This is a genomic window from Streptococcus sp. UBA632 (assembly GCF_002300045.1).
GTDB lineage: Bacteria > Bacillota > Bacilli > Lactobacillales > Streptococcaceae > Streptococcus > Streptococcus alactolyticus.
On record NZ_DBPA01000028.1, the window covers coordinates 23,207 to 42,336 of the forward strand.

At 41.8% G+C, this 19,130-nt stretch carries 17 protein-coding genes; 4 read left to right on the plus strand and 13 right to left on the minus strand.

From position 1 onward, the window contains the following. Nucleotides 1–9 precede the first annotated feature (9 nt). Entirely contained in the window at nt 10–1,953 is a 1,944-nt protein-coding gene (locus B3473_RS03540; protein ID WP_154455184.1) for a sucrose-specific PTS transporter subunit IIBC, read from the minus strand. A gap of 196 nt (nt 1,954–2,149) precedes the next feature. Between B3473_RS03540 and B3473_RS03545 the strand changes: the two genes are divergently transcribed. Continuing rightward, nucleotides 2,150–3,589 (plus strand): sucrose-6-phosphate hydrolase, encoded by a 1,440-nt coding sequence (locus B3473_RS03545; RefSeq protein ID WP_154455185.1) that lies wholly within the window; start codon nt 2,150–2,152, stop codon nt 3,587–3,589. A gap of 1 nt (nt 3,590) precedes the next feature. Continuing rightward, nucleotides 3,591–4,553: a LacI family DNA-binding transcriptional regulator gene (locus B3473_RS03550; RefSeq protein WP_264879559.1), complete on the plus strand. Its 963-nt coding sequence runs from the start codon at nt 3,591–3,593 to the stop codon at nt 4,551–4,553. A 37-nt stretch (nt 4,554–4,590) separates the two neighbouring features. On the opposite strand, the gene nusB is transcribed toward B3473_RS03550, so the two are convergent. The 6 genes from nusB to uvrA form a co-directional block, all read right to left on the minus strand. Further along, a complete protein-coding gene (nusB, locus tag B3473_RS03555) occupies nt 4,591–5,025 on the minus strand; it encodes a transcription antitermination factor NusB (protein ID WP_154454932.1) in 435 nt (144 codons plus the stop codon). Continuing rightward, nucleotides 5,018–5,407 carry an Asp23/Gls24 family envelope stress response protein gene (locus B3473_RS03560; RefSeq protein WP_154454933.1) on the minus strand — a complete coding sequence of 130 codons (390 nt, stop codon included), beginning with the start codon at nt 5,405–5,407 and terminating at the stop codon, nt 5,018–5,020. Before B3473_RS03560 ends, nusB begins: the two co-directional genes overlap by 8 nt. Nucleotides 5,408–5,482: 75 nt before the next feature. Then, nucleotides 5,483–6,043 (minus strand): elongation factor P, encoded by a 561-nt coding sequence (gene efp, locus B3473_RS03565; RefSeq protein WP_154454934.1) that lies wholly within the window; start codon nt 6,041–6,043, stop codon nt 5,483–5,485. Between the two features lie 96 nt (nt 6,044–6,139). Continuing rightward, entirely contained in the window at nt 6,140–6,595 is a 456-nt protein-coding gene (locus tag B3473_RS03570) for a deoxycytidylate deaminase (RefSeq protein ID WP_154454935.1), read from the minus strand. A 43-nt stretch (nt 6,596–6,638) separates the two neighbouring features. After that, nucleotides 6,639–7,703 carry a M24 family metallopeptidase gene (locus tag B3473_RS03575; protein ID WP_154454936.1) on the minus strand — a complete coding sequence of 355 codons (1,065 nt, stop codon included), beginning with the start codon at nt 7,701–7,703 and terminating at the stop codon, nt 6,639–6,641. Between the two features lie 125 nt (nt 7,704–7,828). Continuing rightward, nucleotides 7,829–10,654 carry an excinuclease ABC subunit UvrA gene (gene uvrA / locus B3473_RS03580; protein WP_154454937.1) on the minus strand — a complete coding sequence of 942 codons (2,826 nt, stop codon included), beginning with the start codon at nt 10,652–10,654 and terminating at the stop codon, nt 7,829–7,831. Between the two features lie 302 nt (nt 10,655–10,956). Between uvrA and B3473_RS03585 the strand changes: the two genes are divergently transcribed. Beyond that, complete coding sequence (locus B3473_RS03585) at nt 10,957–11,901, plus strand: magnesium transporter CorA family protein (protein WP_235280565.1); 945 nt, start codon at nt 10,957–10,959, stop codon at nt 11,899–11,901. Between the two features lie 173 nt (nt 11,902–12,074). Next, nucleotides 12,075–12,731: a DUF1129 domain-containing protein gene (locus tag B3473_RS03590; RefSeq protein WP_154454939.1), complete on the plus strand. Its 657-nt coding sequence runs from the start codon at nt 12,075–12,077 to the stop codon at nt 12,729–12,731. Between the two features lie 104 nt (nt 12,732–12,835). On the opposite strand, the gene rpsR is transcribed toward B3473_RS03590, so the two are convergent. The 6 genes from rpsR to B3473_RS03620 form a co-directional block, all read right to left on the minus strand. Further along, nucleotides 12,836–13,075: a 30S ribosomal protein S18 gene (gene rpsR / locus B3473_RS03595; RefSeq protein WP_000068664.1), complete on the minus strand. Its 240-nt coding sequence runs from the start codon at nt 13,073–13,075 to the stop codon at nt 12,836–12,838. A gap of 58 nt (nt 13,076–13,133) precedes the next feature. Then, nucleotides 13,134–13,643: a single-stranded DNA-binding protein gene (locus B3473_RS03600; protein ID WP_154454940.1), complete on the minus strand. Its 510-nt coding sequence runs from the start codon at nt 13,641–13,643 to the stop codon at nt 13,134–13,136. A gap of 11 nt (nt 13,644–13,654) precedes the next feature. Continuing rightward, nucleotides 13,655–13,945, minus strand: coding sequence for a 30S ribosomal protein S6 (gene rpsF, locus B3473_RS03605; protein ID WP_154454941.1), 291 nt, complete (start codon nt 13,943–13,945; stop codon nt 13,655–13,657). 434 nt (nt 13,946–14,379) lie between these two features. Beyond that, nucleotides 14,380–15,330 (minus strand): class C sortase, encoded by a 951-nt coding sequence (locus B3473_RS03610; protein WP_154454942.1) that lies wholly within the window; start codon nt 15,328–15,330, stop codon nt 14,380–14,382. Between the two features lie 163 nt (nt 15,331–15,493). After that, entirely contained in the window at nt 15,494–16,915 is a 1,422-nt protein-coding gene (locus B3473_RS03615; protein ID WP_293674857.1) for a SpaH/EbpB family LPXTG-anchored major pilin, read from the minus strand. Between the two features lie 35 nt (nt 16,916–16,950). Next, nucleotides 16,951–19,130 (minus strand): SpaA isopeptide-forming pilin-related protein (locus tag B3473_RS03620; protein ID WP_293674859.1); only part of this gene is annotated, 2,180 nt, incomplete at its 5' end.

Sequence of the window (19,130 nt, forward strand, 5' to 3'; positions counted from 1 at the left end):
GAATCGTTTTTATTTAACGTCTAGCAAGTTATCCCCTTCACGGACGCTACCATCAGCGACTGGTGTTACTTCAGAGTAGTCAGCTGTATTTGTGATGATAATCATAGTCGTATCATCAAGTCCCGCGTCAGCGATTGCTTTTCTATCAAATGTTCCAAGAACATCGCCTTTTTTCACTTTTTGGTTAGCTGATACTTTTTTAGTAAAGCCTTTACCTTCCATTGACACGGTGTCAATACCAATGTGAATCAAAACTTCTGCTCCGTCGTCAGATTTAAGGCCGTAAGCATGACCTGTTTCAAAGGCAATTTGAACCGTACCATCAACTGGTGAGTAAACTGTGTCACCACTTGGTTTAACAGCAATCCCTTGACCCATTGCCCCAGATGAGAATACAGGGTCGTTAACAGATGCCAAGGCAACTGTTTCACCAGCTAATGGGCTAACAATTGTTTCTGCTACTGCTTGAGTGGTAGGAGCTTGACTTGGTGCTGCAGTTGTTGTTTCTGCTTGTTTAGCAGATTCTTGAGCCGCTTGTTCTGCAACTGCTTCTGCTTCGAAAAGACCTGCTTCTCTTGTTTTACCGTAGATGTAAGTCAAAGCAAAGGCAATGGCGAAGCTGATAAGTTCACAAAGAATGTAGAATGGAATAGATGTTGCGTTGATTGAAAGGAATCCAAGGAAACCTGCTGAACCAAGTGATACGGCAACAACTTTAAGCAATCCTGCTACTGCAGCTGCTACCCCTGAACCAATCAAGGCACAGAAGAATGGGAAACGGTATTTCAAGTTAACCCCGAACAAAGCAGGTTCGGTAATACCTAGAAGGGCTGATACCCCTGCAGATGAAGCAAGACCTTTTGTTTTAGAATTTTTCGTTAAGAACCAGATGGCAAATGTCGCCGCACCTTGGGCAACGTTGGCCATAGAAGCTACTACGAAGACGAAATCTCCGTATCCAATACCTTCACGCCAAGCTGAAAGCAATTGTGTTTCGATAGCTGGGAAGGATTGGTGCAGACCTGTCATAACAATCAATGAGTAAGTACCACCAAAGATACCCATACCAATGAATCCAGTTGTGTTATACAACCATACAATCCCATCTGTGATTGCATTTGACAACATCAACATCACTGGACCAATGACTGTGAAGGTTACAAAACCTGTAATCATCACAGACAAGAGTGGTGTGAAGGTAAAGTCAACTGATGATGGCAAACGTTTGTGGAAGAATTTTTCTAAGACTGAAAGCAACCAAACTGCTGCCAAAACTGGAATAACTTGGTAAGCGTAGTTGGTTTGTGCTACATGGTAACCAAAGACATTCCAATATTCGCTAGCCCCACCAAGGTCTGGTGTGGTCATAATCATACCAATGGCAGCCCCTAGGAATTGGTTAGCACCAAAGCGTTTCGCAGCTGAGATTCCGACCAAGATAGGCAAGAACATAAATGGTGCAGCTGACATCAATTGAATCATTGCTGAGATACCCTCAATAGCAGGGTACATCTCTTCAAGTGATTTTGGTCCAAATAAGTCTGGTGAGGTTAAGAAGTTGCGCAATGCCATCAACAAACCACCTGCAACCAGGGCAGGAATAATTGGAACAAAAATGTCTGACAACAACTTAATCAAAGCCATGATTGGGTTAAATCGCCCATTGTTGTTAGCAATTTGTTTTAAATCATCTGTAGAAACTTCTGACAAACCTGTCTTTTTAATCAATTCGTCATACACGAAGTTGACATCCCCAGCACCGATGATAACTTGGTACTGACCGTCAATTTTGAAAGTTCCTTTAACATCTGGATTTTCATCCAATGCTTTTTGATCGACTTTGGTATCGTCTTTCAATACAAGACGAAGACGAGTCGCACAGTGGGCAGCTGCAACAAGATTATCTTTTCCGACCGCTGCAATAACGTCAGAAGCTACTTTTCCATAATCCATTACATTAACTCCTTTTGTCTATTTATTAAGTGTGTGAAAGCGTTTCACTTGTTTACGTTTACATTCTACCACATCTGTCAAAAATATGTCAAGCGTTTGATATATTTTTTTATTTTTTGCCAAAAACAATTGATTTTTAAATAGAAAACGTTTACTATATAGGTATAGATGGATTACTAAAAGGAGAAAGACCCCTATGGATTTACCTAAAGAAATACGATACCGAGCGTATTCCGACTGGAGTACCGAAGAAAGAGCTGCTATTGCAGAAAATGTCAACAAGTCACCTTGGCATGTCACTTATCACATTGAGCCAAAAACAGGCTTATTAAACGACCCAAACGGCTTTTCTTTTTTTAACGGCAAATACACCCTCTTCTACCAAAATTGGCCATTTGGCGCGGCTCATGGCTTGAAAGAATGGGTTCATACCGAGTCAGAAGATTTGGTGCATTTCCATACAACTGGCGCAGAATTGCTGCCTGACACCAAGCACGATAGCCACGGGGCTTATTCAGGTTCAGCCTACGAAATCGACGGCAAATTATTCCTATTTTACACAGGAAATGTCCGTGATAAAAACTGGGTACGTGACCCTTTGCAAATCGGGGCTTGGATGGACAAAGACCACAAGATCACCAAATGCAAAGACGTGCTTATTCAGCAGCCTAGCGACGTGACTGAACACTTCCGTGACCCACAAATTTTCAAATACGATGACCAATTTTATGCTATTGTTGGAGCTCAAAGTCCTGAAAAATCAGGCTTTATCAAGCTTTACAAAGCCCTTGACAACAACGTTGAAAACTGGGAAGAAGTGGGTAATCTTGACTTTGGCGGAACAGGGTCAGAATACATGATTGAATGTCCAAACCTTGTTTTTGTGGATGGAAAACCAGTCCTACTTTACTGTCCACAAGGTCTGGATAAGGCAGAATTGGATTACCAAAACATTTACCCAAATACCTACAAAGTGTGTCAAACGTTTGATACAAAGATCCCTAAATTGGTTGATCCATCAACAATCAACAACTTGGATTATGGATTTGAAGCTTACGCAACACAAGGGTTCAATGCGCCTGATGGACGTGCTTTGATTGTGAGTTGGATTGGATTGCCAGATATTGATTACCCAACTGACCAATACGACTACCAAGGGGCACTTAGCTTGGTCAAAGAATTGTCTATCAAAGACGGCAAACTCTACCAATACCCTGTCGAAGCCATTACAAGCCTGCGTTCAAGCTCAGAACCGCTTGCTGACAAAGCCGAAACAGCAAACATTTACGAATTAGAAGTTACTTTTGCTGCTGACCAAGTATCAGAATTATTACTATTCGCTGACGACAAAGGAAACGGCCTACGTTTGACTGTGGATACTGCCAACGGAAAAGTCATCCTTGATCGTAGCAAAGCTGGCGTGCAATACGCAACTGATTTTGGTCAAACCCGTGAATGTGACATTGAACCAACAGAAACCACTGCCAACATCTTCGTCGATCGTTCAATTGTTGAAATTTTCATTAACAAAGGAGAAAAAGTATTTACCAGCCGCGTCTTCCCAGAAGCAGGGCAAAGCGGTATTCAACTCACAGCTGGGGAAACGACTGGAACATACTTTGAGTTAACAAAGTAACATGGTAGCAAAATTAACAGATGTCGCTGAATTAGCTGGTGTTAGTCCAACCACCGTGTCGCGTGTCATCAATAACAAAGGGTATTTATCTGAAAAAACCAAAAGCAAGGTTCAAAAAGCCATGCAAACCTTGGGTTACAAGCCCAACAACCTCGCTAGAGGTCTGCAAGGCAAGTCAGCCAAATTGATTGGGCTCATCTTTCCAAATATCAGCAATATTTTTTATGCCGAACTCATCGAACATTTGGAAATCGAGCTTTTCAAACGTGGTTACAAGACCATTATTTGCAACAGTCAAAACGACCCTGCAAAAGAAAAAGAATACCTCGAAATGCTTGAGGCTAATCAGGTAGACGGGATTATTTCATCTAGCCACAATCTTGGCATCAAGGACTACAATCGTGTTGAGGCACCCATTGTTTCTTTTGACCGCAATCTCGCGCCAAATATCCCGATTGTATCCTCTGATAATTTCGAGGGAGGAAAAATGGCCGCTAAAACCTTGCAAAAGAACGGTTGCCAGCAAATCATTATGATTACAGGAAATGACAATACGGACTCACCAACAGGACTGCGTGCCCTTGGCTTTTCTTTCCAAATTCCACAAGGAAAAATCTTCAAAGTGCCAAACAACCTCTCTAACATTCGCCGTGAAATGGAAATCAAGTCCATTATCGCCAACAACAAACCTGATGGGGTCTTCGTTTCTGATGATTTGACTGCAATTTTGACCATGAAAATTGCCAAGCAACTCAAACTTCAAGTACCTGAAGATTTGAAAATCATTGGCTATGACGGCACGACTTTCACCGAAAATTTCATTCCTGAACTTACCACGATTAAACAACCGATTGACGAAATTGCTAATTTAATTGTTGATGTTCTGATCAAAAAAATAAAGGGAGAAAAGACCAGCAAAGACTATGTTTTGCCGATTTCTTTACTCCCTGGTGGCAGTATTTAAAAAGCAAAAAAACAAGCTGAACAATCAGCTTGTTTTTTTACATTGTAATAAACTGGCTTAGCAAACCATTGACAAATTTTGCAGATGTGTTATCTGAATATTTCTTAGCAATTTCAATGATTTCATTGACAGCCACGCGACCTGGTGTTTCGTCAAAATACTTGATTTCAAACAAACCTAGGCGCAACAAAGTTTTATCCGTTAGGGTCAAGCGTTCCAAAGACCAACCTGCTTTTAAATGCTCTTCAATTTGCTGGTCAATGTCTGCTTGAAAGTCTTGCACACCTTTGACAAGGCTAAGGAGAAAGACAGGAATATCAACTGTCACTCCTTCATCATCAAGCATGGGTTTGTCGTAAATGTAGGCAAACTCCGCAGCTGACAAGACATCTCCCCCAAATTCTAGGCTAAACAGGGCTTGGAAAGCACGCTCACGAAGGTCACGTCTGGAATTGGTAAAATTATTAGTCATCCAAAAAATCCTCATCAAACAATGCTTTTAAGTCTGGTTTAGGAGTCTTTTCAGGAACAATGCCTTCTACATGAATGTTTACAGATGAGATGGTTACTTCTGCCATGTCATAAACGGCTGCTTTTACCGCTTTTTGGATAGCAATAGAAACAGCAGGGACATTGACACCGTATTGTAAATAGACATAAATATCCGCATTAACTGTTCCATCTTCTTCTGTTTTGAGATAGACACCTTTGCCCAAAACGGTTTTGCTAAAGCTATCTGTCACCGCTTTGTTACGAAGGGAGTGAACACCATCAACCTTAGTTGCAGCAATACCTGTAATGACTTCCAGTACACGTGGTGAAATGACGATATCACCAATATTTTCAGTTGTCATAAGCATTCCTTTCTAAATACATAAAGGTAAAAAAGTAAAGAGTACAAACTGCCTCTCTACTTACTTTACTGGCTATTACGCACGTGATACGTAAGTACCTTCTTGAGTGTTGATGACTAATTTTTGACCAACTTCAATAAAGTCTGGCACGTTAACCACAAGACCTGTTTCAAGAGTGGCTGGTTTACCTGAACCTGTAACAGTTGCTCCTTTGATTGAAGGTTGTGTGTCAGTAACGGTCAATTCAACAGTTGTTGGAACAGTTACACCGATAACTTCTGTACCGTAGAATTGAATTTTAACTTCTGAGTTTTCAAGGATGTAAAGCAATTCTTCTTCAACGTTGGCTACTGGAATTTCGTATTGTTCGTAGCTTTCAGTATCCATGAAGTATGCGGTGTCATCCATTTTGTAAAGGTATTGGGCAGCACGCGTTTCAATGATTGCTTGTTCAAATTTTTCTTCTGGGCGGTAAGTCGTATCAAAAGTTGAACCAGAACGAACGTCGCGGAGTTTCATACGCATAACAGTGTTCCCTTTACCTGGTTTGTGGTGGCTTGCTTCAAGAACTTTGATAAGTTTGCCATCTGATGTTACGAAAGTCATACCTGCTCTAAGCTTACTTGCTTCAATCATTTATTCATTACCTCTTATAAATTAGTTATCGTCTTATTTTACCATAAAATAGAGCATGGCTCAAATGTTTTATAGGGGAATGTCTAGTCAAGGGCTTTAAGCATCTTTTCCCAAATGCACTTCTGGGACGTCATGCTGCACATAAGCCACGCCTTTTTGCTCCATCAGTTCAATGGCAAACGGATGCATGCGGTAAGCCGTCTTGTAGGTGATTTTCTTGATACCTGCTTGTAACAAGGCTTTGGTGCAGTTGATGCACGGAAAATGGGTCACATAGATTTCGGTACCTTTTGTAGAAATGCCTTCTTTGGCACATTGGATGAGGGCATTCATTTCGGCATGAACCGTGCGAATACAGTGCCCGTCCTCCATCTTATGCCCAACCTCATTGCAGTTATCAGTAGCAGACACCCCACCGTTGTATCCTGTGGCGATGATGCGGTTATCCTTGACCAATACAGCCCCAACAAAAGCACGGTCACAGGTGGAACGCTTGGAAATCAGCTCCGCATTTGCCATAAAATAATCTTGCCAAGAAAGTCTATTTGTCATCGTTTCTTCCTCTTATGCTTATCTAACGCTTGTACAGGATCGTTTAAGGTAAGACAATCAATTCTTTTGGTGCCAAGGTCAAGACTTCGCAACCCTCTTCTGTGACGATAAGGTCATCTTCGATACGGACACCAAATGCATTGTCCAAATAAATGCCTGGCTCGTCTGTAATCACCATACCTGCTTCAACCACTTCTTCTGATTGACCAAAGTAAGGAATTTCATGGATATCCAGTCCGATACCATGACCAATACCGTGCGTGAAATAATCACCGTAACCCGCATTGGCAATCACATTACGCGCTGCCTTGTCGTAATCTTTACGAACCATACCTGCCTTAACCGAATCAATCACAGCTTGGTTCGCTTCCAAAACCAACTGGTAAACCTCACGCTCCTTGTCGCTAATGTCACCGATGTGAATGGTGCGTGTCATATCGCTAACGTAATGATTGTAGTAGCAACCAAAATCAAGCGTCAGCATATCGCCAGATTCAATGACCTTGTCACTCGCTACACCGTGTGGCATAGCAGATCGTTTACCTGACGCTACGATGGTTTCAAAGGAAATACCTGATGCCCCATATTCACGCATCCGAAAATCAAGGAAATTGGCGACTTGCAATTCTGTCGTTTGCCCTGCCTTGATAAAGTCCAGCACATCTGTAAAGGCACGGTCAGAAATGGAACAAGCCTTACGGATGGTTGCCATTTCAGAAGCATCTTTAATCATGCGCAATGCTTCCATGAAGTTGGTTTGGGCTTGCAGATGATAACCTGCAAATACCGCTTGCAGATTTTGATAGTAGGCAAAAGACACTTGACTATCAAAGCCAATTCTTTCCAACTTATCTGCTTGGATAACCTTGGCAATCTCTTGCAGAGGGTCACGGCTTTCAATGATGTCAAATCCTTGTACGGATTGTTTCACAATCAAGGTATAGCGGGCATCTGTCACAAACAAACAGCGTGTTTTAGAAATAAAAACCGTCGCTGACGTCCCCCAAAAACCAGTCATGTAGTAAATATTGTTTTGACCAGTCACCAAAAAACCATCAATACCAACTTTGTCCAACTTTTCTTCAAAACGTTTCAATCTTGTCAACATAGGACTCTCCTTTGCAAGTCTTTTCCCCATTATATCAAAATAAGTTAAAAGCAGATACAAGATTTCGGCATATCACGGAAAAAGCCTCTCCAAATGGCATATACCTTGGAAAAGCTTTCTTGATATTATGATAATTTGTCTTTCAAATATTGTCCTGTGTAAGAACCTTTGACTTTGTCGACTTCTTCAGGCGTACCTGTGGCAACGATTTGACCCCCGCCGACACCACCTTCTGGACCAAGGTCAATCAAGTAATCCGCCGTTTTAATGACATCTAAATTGTGTTCAATCACGATGACGGTATTGCCATCATCCACAAAACGTTGGAGAACTTGAAGCAAGCGTGCAATATCATCCGTATGTAAACCCGTGGTTGGCTCATCAAGAACATACAAACTCTTACCTGTTGAACGTTTGTGCAATTCACTTGCCAACTTCATGCGTTGGGCTTCCCCACCTGATAAAGTGGTTGCCGATTGTCCCAAAGTGATGTAGCCAAGCCCCACGTCTTTAATCGTTTGCAGTTTCCGAGCAATTTTAGGAATGGCTGCAAAGAATTCTACCGCGTCATTGACTGTCATTTCAAGAACTTCGGCAATATTTTTATCCTTGTAACGAACTTCTAGGGTTTCACTGTTGTAACGTGTCCCATGACAAACCTCACAAGGCACGTAAACATCAGGCAAGAAGTGCATTTCAATCTTGATAATCCCATCACCCGAGCAGGCTTCACAACGTCCACCCTTGATATTAAATGAGAACCGTCCTTTTTTGTAACCACGAATTTTGGCTTCGTTGGTTTGGGCAAATAAATCGCGAATATCATCAAATACACCTGTATAAGTAGCTGGGTTTGACCGCGGTGTTCTTCCGATAGGGCTTTGGTCAATGTCAATCAAGCGGTCAACGTATTCCACACCTTCTAGGGCACGGTGTTTGCCAGGTTTGGCAGCATTACGATTTAATTTTTGGGCGACAGCTTTTTTCAAAATGCCATTTACCAAGGTCGATTTTCCAGAACCTGACACACCTGTCACGGCAATAAAGGTTCCCAAAGGAAAATCAACGTCAATGTTTTTCAGGTTATTTTCACTAGCTCCCTTGATAGACAAGAAACGCCCATTGCCTTGACGGCGTTCTGTCGGCACAGGAATAGCTTTTTTCCCTGACAAATACAAGCCCGTGATGGAATTGGGGTCCTTGGCCACTTCTTCTGGGGTACCTGAAGCAACGATTTCACCGCCAAAGGCTCCTGCTCCTGGCCCCACATCAATCAACCAATCCGCCTGACGCATGGTGTCCTCATCGTGTTCCACAACAATCAAGGTATTGCCCAAATCACGCATTTTCTTCAAACTAGAAATCAAGCGGTCATTGTCCCTTTGGTGCAAGCCAATTGAAGGCTCGTCAAGAACGTAAAGAACACCAGAAAGGTTGGAACCAATTTGCGTTGCTAGGCGAATGCGTTGGCTTTCCCCACCAGACAAAGTCCCTGCCGAACGTGACAAGGTCAAATAATTCAAACCAACATTGTTTAAGAAAGTCAAACGGTCTTTGATTTCTTTTAAGATAGGTTTGGCAATGACACTTTCATTTTCAGAAAGTTCCAAGTGTTTCAAGTGTTCCAAATGGTCAGACACAGACAAATCAGACACTTGCCCAATGTTCAAGCCATCTTCACCACCCACGCGTACACTGAGGGCTTGCGGGTTCAAACGGTAACCATGACAAGCTGCACAGGTCAATTCGTTCATGTATTCTTTCATGACCTTGCGGGTGAAGTCACTATTGGTTTCATGGTAACGGCGGTTAACATTGTTGACAACCCCTTCAAAAGGAATATCAATGTTGCGTTCGCCACCAAAATCATTGACATAGTGAAAATGAAATTCACGCTCACCTGAACCATATAAGACAAGGTTCTGGTCGTCCTCGCTCAAATCCTCAAAAGGCGTATCCATATCCACGCCAAAGGCTTCCATAGCCTGCTCCAACATGGTTGGGTAATATTGTGACGAAATGGGATTCCACGGAGCGAGTGCCCCTTCACGCAGCGTCTTGTGACGGTCAGGAACCACCAAATCCACATCCACTTCTAATTTAATTCCTAAGCCATCACAGGTCGGACATGACCCAAAAGGCGCATTAAATGAAAAGAGGCGAGGTTCCAATTCTGGAACGGTAAACCCACAAACAGGGCAGGAATAATGTTCTGAAAAGAGCAATTCATTGCCATCCATGGTGTCAATGATGACATAACCATCAGCCAAACGAAGGGCTGATTCGACCGAATCAAACAAACGCGACCGAATGCCTTCTTTGTTAATCAAGCGATCCACAATGATTTCGATATTATGTTGCTTGTTCTTAGACAACTCAGGGACTTCTGAGACCTCGTAAACATCTCCATCGACTCTAGCACGCACATAACCATCCTTTTGAATGCGACTAAAAATGGTCTTGTGTTGCCCTTTTTTACGACGAACAATAGGTGCCAAAATCTGCATCCGTGTCCGCTCAGGCAAGGCTAGGACTTGATCCACGATTTGCTCAACAGACGAAGCCTTAATCGGTCCATGCCCATTGATACAATAAGGCGTCCCTACACGCGCGTACAACAAACGCAAATAATCATTGATTTCCGTTGTCGTTCCCACCGTTGAACGAGGGTTTTTACTGGTAGTTTTTTGGTCAATGGAAATGGCAGGGCTAAGCCCCTCAATCGAATCCACATCTGGTTTTTCCATGTTACCAAGAAACATACGGGCATAAGCTGACAAGCTTTCCACATAGCGGCGTTGCCCTTCTGCGTAAATCGTATCAAATGCCAAACTCGACTTTCCCGATCCAGACAAGCCTGTCACCACAACCAGCTTATCCCTAGGAATATCCACATTAACATTTTTCAAATTGTGGGCACGCGCCCCACGAATCGTTAGTTTTTCTTGCATATTTCTCAACCAGCAGTTCCAGTCCGCCGCCATATCTCAATAGTAGCGCACCTCTAATAAGAACTGATAATCCTTTCTAATTAGGCATTTCCACATGTTCCACCTTCATTATAACAAATTTTCTGTGACTTACTTTCCCAAAAAACTCCGAATTGTAGTATAATAGGAGAGTATGTAAATTTTCCTTTTTTCGTTATGAAAAACAGTGTCTTTTTACAGGCTAAAAATTTAGAACACGATTTGGCTGATAGTGAAAGAAATGCCAAATCCTGTATCTCAGGTAAAAAGGAGGGGTTGTTTTTATGGAACAAATGTTTCTATCAACAGCGTTAGAATTTAAAGAAATCAATACATTCGAGCCAGGCGCTTGGATTAACTTGGTTAACCCCTCCCAGGAAGAATCAGTGAGGCTGTCTGAACAGTTCAACATTGATATCACTGACCTACGTGCACCACTTGACCTCGAAGAAACCTCACGTATTGCCGTTGAGGACAACTACACTCTCATCATCGTTGACGTACCGACCTATGAAGAGAGGAACAACAAAAGTTACTACGTCACCATTCCTTTGGGAATTATCGTGACAGAAAATGCCGTTATTACGACTTGTCTGCAAGAGTTGACCCTTTTTGACAACTTTTTCAATCGCCGTGTGAAAAATTTCTACACTTTCATGAAAACACGCTTTGTTTTCCAATTGCTTTATCGCAATGCTGAGCTTTTCCTAACTGCTCTTCGTTCTATCGACCGCCAAAGCGACCGTATCGAAGCCGAACTGGAAAATGCCACACGCAATGAGCAACTCATCGACATGATGGAGTTGGAAAAATCTATCGTGTACTTGAAAGCGTCTCTAAAATTCAACGAGCGTATTGTCAAGAAACTCTCAAGCAGCAACAGTTCTTTGAAAAAGTACATTGAAGACGAAGATTTGCTGGAAGACACCTTGATTGAAACGCAACAGGCCATCGAAATGGCTGGCATTTACGAAAATGTCTTGAATGCCATGACCGAAACAACAGCCTCTATCATCAACAACAACCAGAACACCATCATGAAGACACTCGCCCTCATGACCATGATTTTGGATATTCCAACCGTAATCTTCTCAGCTTATGGTATGAACTTCCAAAACGACTGGCTACCGCTAAACGGTTTACCTCATGCCTTTTGGTACATCGTCTTTATCGCCGCTTCTATGAGTGCCGCTGTCGTGATTTACTTCTTTAGAAAGAAGTGGTTCTAATGAATGAATTGCTCCACACCCTCTTGTTAAATCCTAATCATTTGACGCAGGGTGTTTACTAGTTAGAGAAAGTAAATCATTTGTTTTCTCTCACTAGTAATTTCTCTTGATGTAAAGACATTACTGGATACACTTAATCATTTGTTATTTCAAAAAACAGGAGAATAGACCTAATGGATCTCAATCAGCTTACTAAAAAGAATCAAGAATTCATTCACATTGCTACCAATCAGTTGATTCGTGATGGCAAATCAGACGAGGAAATCAAAGCTATTTTAGCAGATGTTTTACCAACCATCGTTGAAAATCAGAAAAAAGGGATTACCGCCCGTTCACTTCTTGGCGCACCAACAACTTGGGCTGCTTCTTTCACAACACAAGAATCAGAAACCCAAGACGCTAACAAAAAGAAAAACGATAACCCTTGGTTGATGTGGTTGGATACATCACTATTATTCATCGGCGTCGTAGCCCTTTTAAATGCTGTTATGGCTTTCTTTAGCACGTCAGCAACAAGCTTTGGTTTGCTCTCACTTATCGCCCTTGGTTTTGGTGGTGGGGCTGCTATGTATGTCACTTACTACTTTATTTACCGCCACGCTGGCAAACCAAAAAGCGAGCGTCCTGGCTTTGGTAAAACCATCCTTGTTATCGGACTTTCAATGATGGCTTGGGTATTGGTTTACACGGCAACAGCCTTCTTACCACTTGCCCTCAACCCACAATTGCCAGCAGTTGTCATGCTTATCATCGGAGCTGCTGCTCTACTTGGACGTCATTATCTTCAAAAACGCTACAACATCCTTAGCGCTATGACGCCACAAGCTTAACAGTCAAACCCCTCACTTTTAAAAAGTGAGAGGTTTTTTTGATGCTTTTGATCATACAAAAAACGACTTCACAAGGAAGTCGTTTTTAGCGTCATCGCAACGAATTAGTCTTCGTTTACGAATGGCATAAGAGCCATAACGCGAGCGCGTTTGATAGCTGTTGTTACTTTACGTTGGTTTTTAGCTGATGTTCCAGTAACACGACGTGGAAGAATTTTACCACGTTCTGATACGAAACGGCTAAGAAGCTCAGTATCTTTGTAATCAACATATTCAATTTTGTTAGCTGCGATGTAATCAACTTTTTTACGGCGTTTGAATCCGCCACGACGTTGTTGAGCCATGTGTATTCTCCTTTATATTATAGTGTTTCAAGTCCGATAAACTTGGTCATTCCATACTTTAGAATGGAAGGTCGTCGTCTGAAATGTCCATTGGGTTTGAATTGCCAAATGGGCTTTCGTCGCGACCAAAATTTGGTGTTTGTTGTGAAGGTTGTGATGAAAAACCACTATCATGTGAATTATCCCCAAATGATGGTTGGTTATTGTAACCAGAATTGTAAGAACCACCTGATTGGCCTTCACGTGTAGCACGACTTTCCAAGATTTGGAAATTATCTGCAATTACTTCTGTTACGTAAACGCGTTGACCTTGTTGGTTTTCATAGTGACGGGTTTGAATACGTCCTGTGATACCAACCAATGTGCCTTTTTTAGCCCAGTTAGACAGGTTTTCTGCTTGCTGACGCCAAATCACACAGTTGATAAAGTCAGCTTCGCGTTCACCATTTTGGTTTTTAAAGTTGCGGTTTACCGCTAGGGTAAAAGTCGCAACAGCTTGATTTGATGGGGTGTAACGAAGTTCTGCATCGCGGGTCATACGACCAACAAGTACTACATTATTTATCATAACACACCTTCTTACGCGTCAAGTTTAACAATCATGTGACGAAGAATGTCGCCGTTGATTTTTGAAAGACGGTCAAACTCGTTAAGAGCTTCAGCGTTTTCAGCTTCAACGTTGACAATGTGGTAAAGTCCTTCACGGAAATCTTTGATTTCGTATGCAAGACGACGTTTTTCCCAGTCTTTTGATTCTACAACAGTCGCACCGTTGTCAGTCAAGATAGAGTCAAAACGTGCTACCAAAGCATTTTTAGCTTCTTCTTCAATGTTTGGACGAATAATATAAAGAATTTCGTATTTAGCCATTGATATTTCCTCCTTTTGGTCTAATGACTCGCATCCTTGGACACGAGTAAGTGAGGCATACTCACAATAAATAATTATACTATATTATCCTAGAATGTGCAAGAGATTTATCTAGAAGTTCTGAAATCTCCCTCATCATAGATGGAACGGTTGCTTTCATACAACTCTGTGGCACAATCAAGGCTTTTGCGTAATTGCACCGCTTCGTCACGGCTAGTAAAAATCCGTTGTGTTTGGACATATTATTGACCGCTCCGCCAATACAATTTCTGAACAACCCACATAGCGCTACCTCGCTTTTTTGCTAAACATAAGGTTCATTATGGCATATAGAGATAGGCTATTTAGCTTTGTTTTTTGTTTTTAATCAAATCGTCATGCTTGTTGCCGATTTGTAAGAAAAAAGGCGAACAATATGATGATGGTTACATTTTTTATTTGGTTTTGTCGTCATCATCGAACAATTCTTTGAATCGGTTGCGCATAGCTTGGTATGGGCTTTGTTTTTGTTTTTTCGTTTGAATGCCCACGCTGTTAAGGTAATCAGAGATGCGATGATCACGGCGACGGTAAGCCTTACTTGTCACTACAAAAAAGTAAATCACCAGCACCACACAAATTGGAACACCAATAAACGGCGCAATGTAGATTGGATCTAGCTGTAGTGCATCTGAAACTGTGCTGGCTGAACCATCCGCATTGGCAATACGATGCCCTCTGACCAGCAAACGATGGGTATTGACCCCATAAGGTGTACATGTCACCAAGGTCATGTAATCTTGATTGGGATCAATCGTCAAATCACTCAAATCCGTTGGATCCACCACACGAATTTGGTCCACCTCGTAGGTCAAGGTTTCATTCAAAATATGGACAGTAAAGGTATCGCCAACATGGAGTTTGTCTAAGTCTGAAAACAACTTAGCCGAAGGCAAGCCACGGTGCCCTGACAAGACACTATGGGACCCAACACCACCAACAGGCAAAGACGTCCCCGCCAAATGCCCGATAGACTTTTGCAAAACAGACTCGTCTGTGCCATGGTAGATGGTTAATTTGACATCGATTTTGGGAATGTCGATATACCCCATTGAGCCATCATGGTTAAAGTTTAATTCGGCATTATACTTGGCGTCATCTTCATCTGACATATGCCAATTCATACTGGCCAATGATTGGTTATACTCTTTTGCACTCTTTAAAATGTCCTCGTACTCATCATCTGACATCTTGGAAACACTGTCTGAGTACTTCATGATGGCTTCTGATTGGTGGAAAGAATTCCAATAATCACTGACAGAAGGATAGGCTAACAGACCAAATCCCAATAAAAAGATACTAGCTAATATTAGTGAGATTTTATGTTTTTTAACCCACTCTTTCATGTTCTTCTCCTCAATATTCTTGACTAATGTCATCTATCATAACACATTTCCAAGACTTCTCAACCAGATATTTCAAAATACGCCTGTTTAGAAAGAAATATCTCCGGAAAGGAGCCTAGATGGACTTTCCGAAGATGATTTTCTTATTTTTTTCAGTCAAGCTTTAGCCTTTTTTCACGCGACGGCTAGCCACCACGTAGATAAGGACACCAGCAACTAAGACAGTTCCAAGAACGTAGAAGATTGTTGTTCCGTAAGAACCTGTTGAAGGTAACTCAGTACCAGCGTTGTTAACAACTTTAGCTTTGGCGCTGTTATCAGCTTTGATTGTAACAGCTTGACGTTCTGTCAAGATATTGTATCCTTCTGGCGCTTTTGTTTCTTCAAGGTAGTAAGTTGCGTCAGCAGCAAGACCTTTGACAGTTACTGAACCAGCTTCGATTTCAACACCATCCTCACCGTCTTCAGCGACACGGTAAACACCGTCTCCAACTTTCACGACTTTGATTTCGTTGCCACCTGTTTCAGCATCGTAAAGTTTGAAAGTTGCACCAGTCAATTGGTTATCACTACCGTCCATTTTAGTAAGTGTGAATGAGTGAGTCGTAATAAGCGTTGGGTATTCTGGTTCGTCTGGATCGATTGGGTTTTCACCATCTTCTGTTGTGTACTTGATACTCGCTTTGTTATTTGCTTTCCCATCTTGAGCATCTTTTGTAACAGTAGCGTTATAAGTGATAACAACTTCAGATGGAGAAGCGTAGATGCTTGTATCATTGTCAGCCCAAGGTAATGTCAATGTCATCACGCCAGTTGCATCATCAAATGATTTAGTGTAGTTGTTGATAGTAGTACCAGCAACAGTTACAGCTACAGAATCTTCATCGATTTTAACGTTTGTTGGTGTATCGACGACTGTGTATTGAGTGATAAGTTTTGAGGTAACGTTATCACCAGTACCTTCTGTTACGTGGTTAGTTGCTTCAAATTTGATTTGGTAAGTAACTGTTTCACCGATTTTAACTGATGATTCTGTTACGGTTTGACCATTTACGATGATGGTTTTACCACCGCCATCCATGTCATCTGGAATGATAGGTTTTGTTTCATTTTTATCTTTCAATGTAGCGTTAGGGGTAGTACTATCTACTGTGATTGTTCCGCCAAGTGAAGATTGAACATAGTAGTAACCATAAGTCAAACCAGTGAATACAATTTTGTTATTTTCAGCAGTTGCAGTTGCTACTTGTGAACCAAAGCTTGCAGCCCAAGTCTTGAAGGCTTCACTTGATACGTCAATGTTTTCTTTAGCACTGACATTTCCTTGACTATTAACACTGAAATAATCGTTTTCTCCTAATGTCTTGCCGCTAGGGACAGTGTAGGCAATTTCACCGTTTGCACCAACTGTTGCATCAAACAATTTATAAAGGGTGTAATCTTTACCTTGTGATGCGTTTTCAATTGTAATCGTTGCGCTACCACCACCTGACGTATCCACATTTTGAGCACTCACAACCGTCCCTGTAACGAAAATTACTGTGAGTAATGAAATAATTTTAACAAAAATACTTTTCGCTTTCATAATATTCTCCTTTACCTAATAAACAGAATCAATGATTACAAAACATCATTACTATTTATATTTTTTAATATAAACCAAATGAATGAGAATCCCATCAATAGTAAACCTACTAGCACATACCAATAAGTACCAGGGCCACCAGTGTTTGGTAAAGCCGTACCCGCTTGGTTAGCAATTTTGATGCGATGGCTATAAGTTGTTGTACTTTCTTCTAATTGCGCTCTACCGTCAGCGTCCGTCAAGGTTACCGTGTAGCTTTCAGCCACAGGATTATCCTCATCATCGCTAGTGGTTTCTTTGGCAATATTGAAGTAAATCGCTTCTTCTAAGACAACATAGCCATCTGGTGCTGCTGTCTCTTGGATACGGTATTGACCTTCTGTTAAGCCTATTGGTATCGTGACACCGTCGCTTGAAGTAATCGTTAATTCGCCTACTCCTTCAAGGGCTTCCCAGTTTTGGCCGCCCTCATTCCAACGGCTGATGGTAAATTGACCGCCAGATAAAGGTTCCCACTGTGAAGTCGTTTTTTGAATATTTAGCGTTGGAAGAACTTGTAATAAGCCATATTCCGTTTGCACGTCATAGTTAGAAAGTTTCGTATCGTTAAGCGCATTATCAACTTTGTACGTAAATGTGTTTTCTGAAGCTCCGACAGCTGTTTGGCTGCCCGTGAAATCATAGATGAGGATGAGGCCATCAAGTGGGACAAAACCTTCACCTGTGTCCTTATTGAACTCAGTCGCCGTCACTGTTTCAGCTGTTAGGGCAGTGCCATCAAATCCTTTTTGAGCCGAATCTGATGTCAAGACAACGCGACGTTTCTTGATTTCTAAGCTTCCGTTGCTCACCTCCATTTGAACATCGAAGTTCTTATTATTATTGACAAACCTATCTTTTAGGATCAGGTCATAATGTCCAGCGTCTTTTTGGGTGATTTCTTTTGCTTCACCCGTAAAGGCAAGGTCACTTTCTTGGTATTTACCACTTGGGTCATTGATCTTGACCGTGTAAGTAATAGTTTCTGCGACACCGTCATAGAATTTTTCTTTTTGGTCACCATCAATATAAACCTCAACTTTGGCCTGATTAACCGTCAATGTACCTGATGCATAAGAGATATGGTAATAATCCGTATGGTCTTTTCCGTTCTTATCGACAATCGTGACGTCACTTGGTAAGCTGTTACTTGTACCAGCTTCTGTCTGACTACCGTCATAAGTCACAGAAGTAATCGTATCACCTTCAGCTAGGTAAACTGCATAATCTGAAACCAAGTCATCTACACCATCAGATGTCAAAGCCTCACCGTCATAGGTTTTTTCTTTTGATTTGGCTGTAAGAATGAGATCTTTTTGGTAGTAGAGGTTTAGCACGTGACTACCACCATCTTTGATGAAGTAACTACCATCAACATCGTTACCGTCTACATCGTTAGCATTATGGAAGGTGTAACCTGAAATCTCTGTTTCATCAACAGCATATGAGAATGGAACCGTATGAGTTATCACTTCAGCGTCTTTACCTGGGATTGGATTACCATCCATATCTAAGTAATTCACCGTGAGTGTTGCACTGTCATAGGAGTGGTAGAGGAAGGTGATAACGTTGTTTTCAGCTTTAGAAGTCAGAACAAGGGTCTGTACCACTTCTTCTGGGTAATACTTCTGAGCCAACATATCATCTGTCACACCATCTTGCGTCTTCATATGGTCTTTATCGACTTCGACGGCCAATTCTTTGGCGTTAATTTGGCTACCTTCAACGGTTTTTGTCTCAGATGGTGCTACTTCAATGTTTTGGTTATCTGCAAGAAGATACTTAACGGTGTAGTCAACGGTTGCTGCTTTTGCAGTATAGTAGAAGATAATCTCGTTATTGTCATAATCGAGGGTAATGGTCTTGTGGTGTTCATCTGGGCGGTAACCAGTGATTGCAAGGGCTGATACTGTCAATTCTTGCCCTTCTACTAGAGATGGACTTTCGACAGTCTTGCTTGGAGCTAATTCTTTGTCTTGATTATCCGCATCGAGGTATTTTATTGTGTAACTGAGGACTTCTGGTACCCAGTGGGCCGTCAAAGTGATATCCTCAGTGACAGGCTTAGACCAGTCGTAACGTTTGCCGTCAGCAGTGTACCAGCCAGCAAAGATATGGTGCTCTTTCGTTGGGGTATCTGGTACGGTCGCTACCTTGTACTTTTCGATGCTTTGGC

What these genes read in the sequence shown, in the direction of transcription:
- B3473_RS03540 (WP_154455184.1), bottom strand. Translation starts at nt 1,953, where the DNA reads ATGGATTATGGAAAAGTAGCTTCTGACGTTATTGCAGCGGTCGGAAAA.
- B3473_RS03545 (WP_154455185.1), top strand. Translation starts at nt 2,150, where the DNA reads ATGGATTTACCTAAAGAAATACGATACCGAGCGTATTCCGACTGGAGT.
- B3473_RS03550 (WP_264879559.1), top strand. Translation starts at nt 3,591, where the DNA reads ATGGTAGCAAAATTAACAGATGTCGCTGAATTAGCTGGTGTTAGTCCA.
- nusB (WP_154454932.1), bottom strand. Translation starts at nt 5,025, where the DNA reads ATGACTAATAATTTTACCAATTCCAGACGTGACCTTCGTGAGCGTGCT.
- B3473_RS03560 (WP_154454933.1), bottom strand. Translation starts at nt 5,407, where the DNA reads ATGACAACTGAAAATATTGGTGATATCGTCATTTCACCACGTGTACTG.
- efp (WP_154454934.1), bottom strand. Translation starts at nt 6,043, where the DNA reads ATGATTGAAGCAAGTAAGCTTAGAGCAGGTATGACTTTCGTAACATCA.
- B3473_RS03570 (WP_154454935.1), bottom strand. Translation starts at nt 6,595, where the DNA reads ATGACAAATAGACTTTCTTGGCAAGATTATTTTATGGCAAATGCGGAG.
- B3473_RS03575 (WP_154454936.1), bottom strand. Translation starts at nt 7,703, where the DNA reads ATGTTGACAAGATTGAAACGTTTTGAAGAAAAGTTGGACAAAGTTGGT.
- uvrA (WP_154454937.1), bottom strand. Translation starts at nt 10,654, where the DNA reads ATGCAAGAAAAACTAACGATTCGTGGGGCGCGTGCCCACAATTTGAAA.
- B3473_RS03585 (WP_235280565.1), top strand. Translation starts at nt 10,957, where the DNA reads ATGGAACAAATGTTTCTATCAACAGCGTTAGAATTTAAAGAAATCAAT.
- B3473_RS03590 (WP_154454939.1), top strand. Translation starts at nt 12,075, where the DNA reads ATGGATCTCAATCAGCTTACTAAAAAGAATCAAGAATTCATTCACATT.
- rpsR (WP_000068664.1), bottom strand. Translation starts at nt 13,075, where the DNA reads ATGGCTCAACAACGTCGTGGCGGATTCAAACGCCGTAAAAAAGTTGAT.
- B3473_RS03600 (WP_154454940.1), bottom strand. Translation starts at nt 13,643, where the DNA reads ATGATAAATAATGTAGTACTTGTTGGTCGTATGACCCGCGATGCAGAA.
- rpsF (WP_154454941.1), bottom strand. Translation starts at nt 13,945, where the DNA reads ATGGCTAAATACGAAATTCTTTATATTATTCGTCCAAACATTGAAGAA.
- B3473_RS03610 (WP_154454942.1), bottom strand. Translation starts at nt 15,330, where the DNA reads ATGAAAGAGTGGGTTAAAAAACATAAAATCTCACTAATATTAGCTAGT.
- B3473_RS03615 (WP_293674857.1), bottom strand. Translation starts at nt 16,915, where the DNA reads ATGAAAGCGAAAAGTATTTTTGTTAAAATTATTTCATTACTCACAGTA.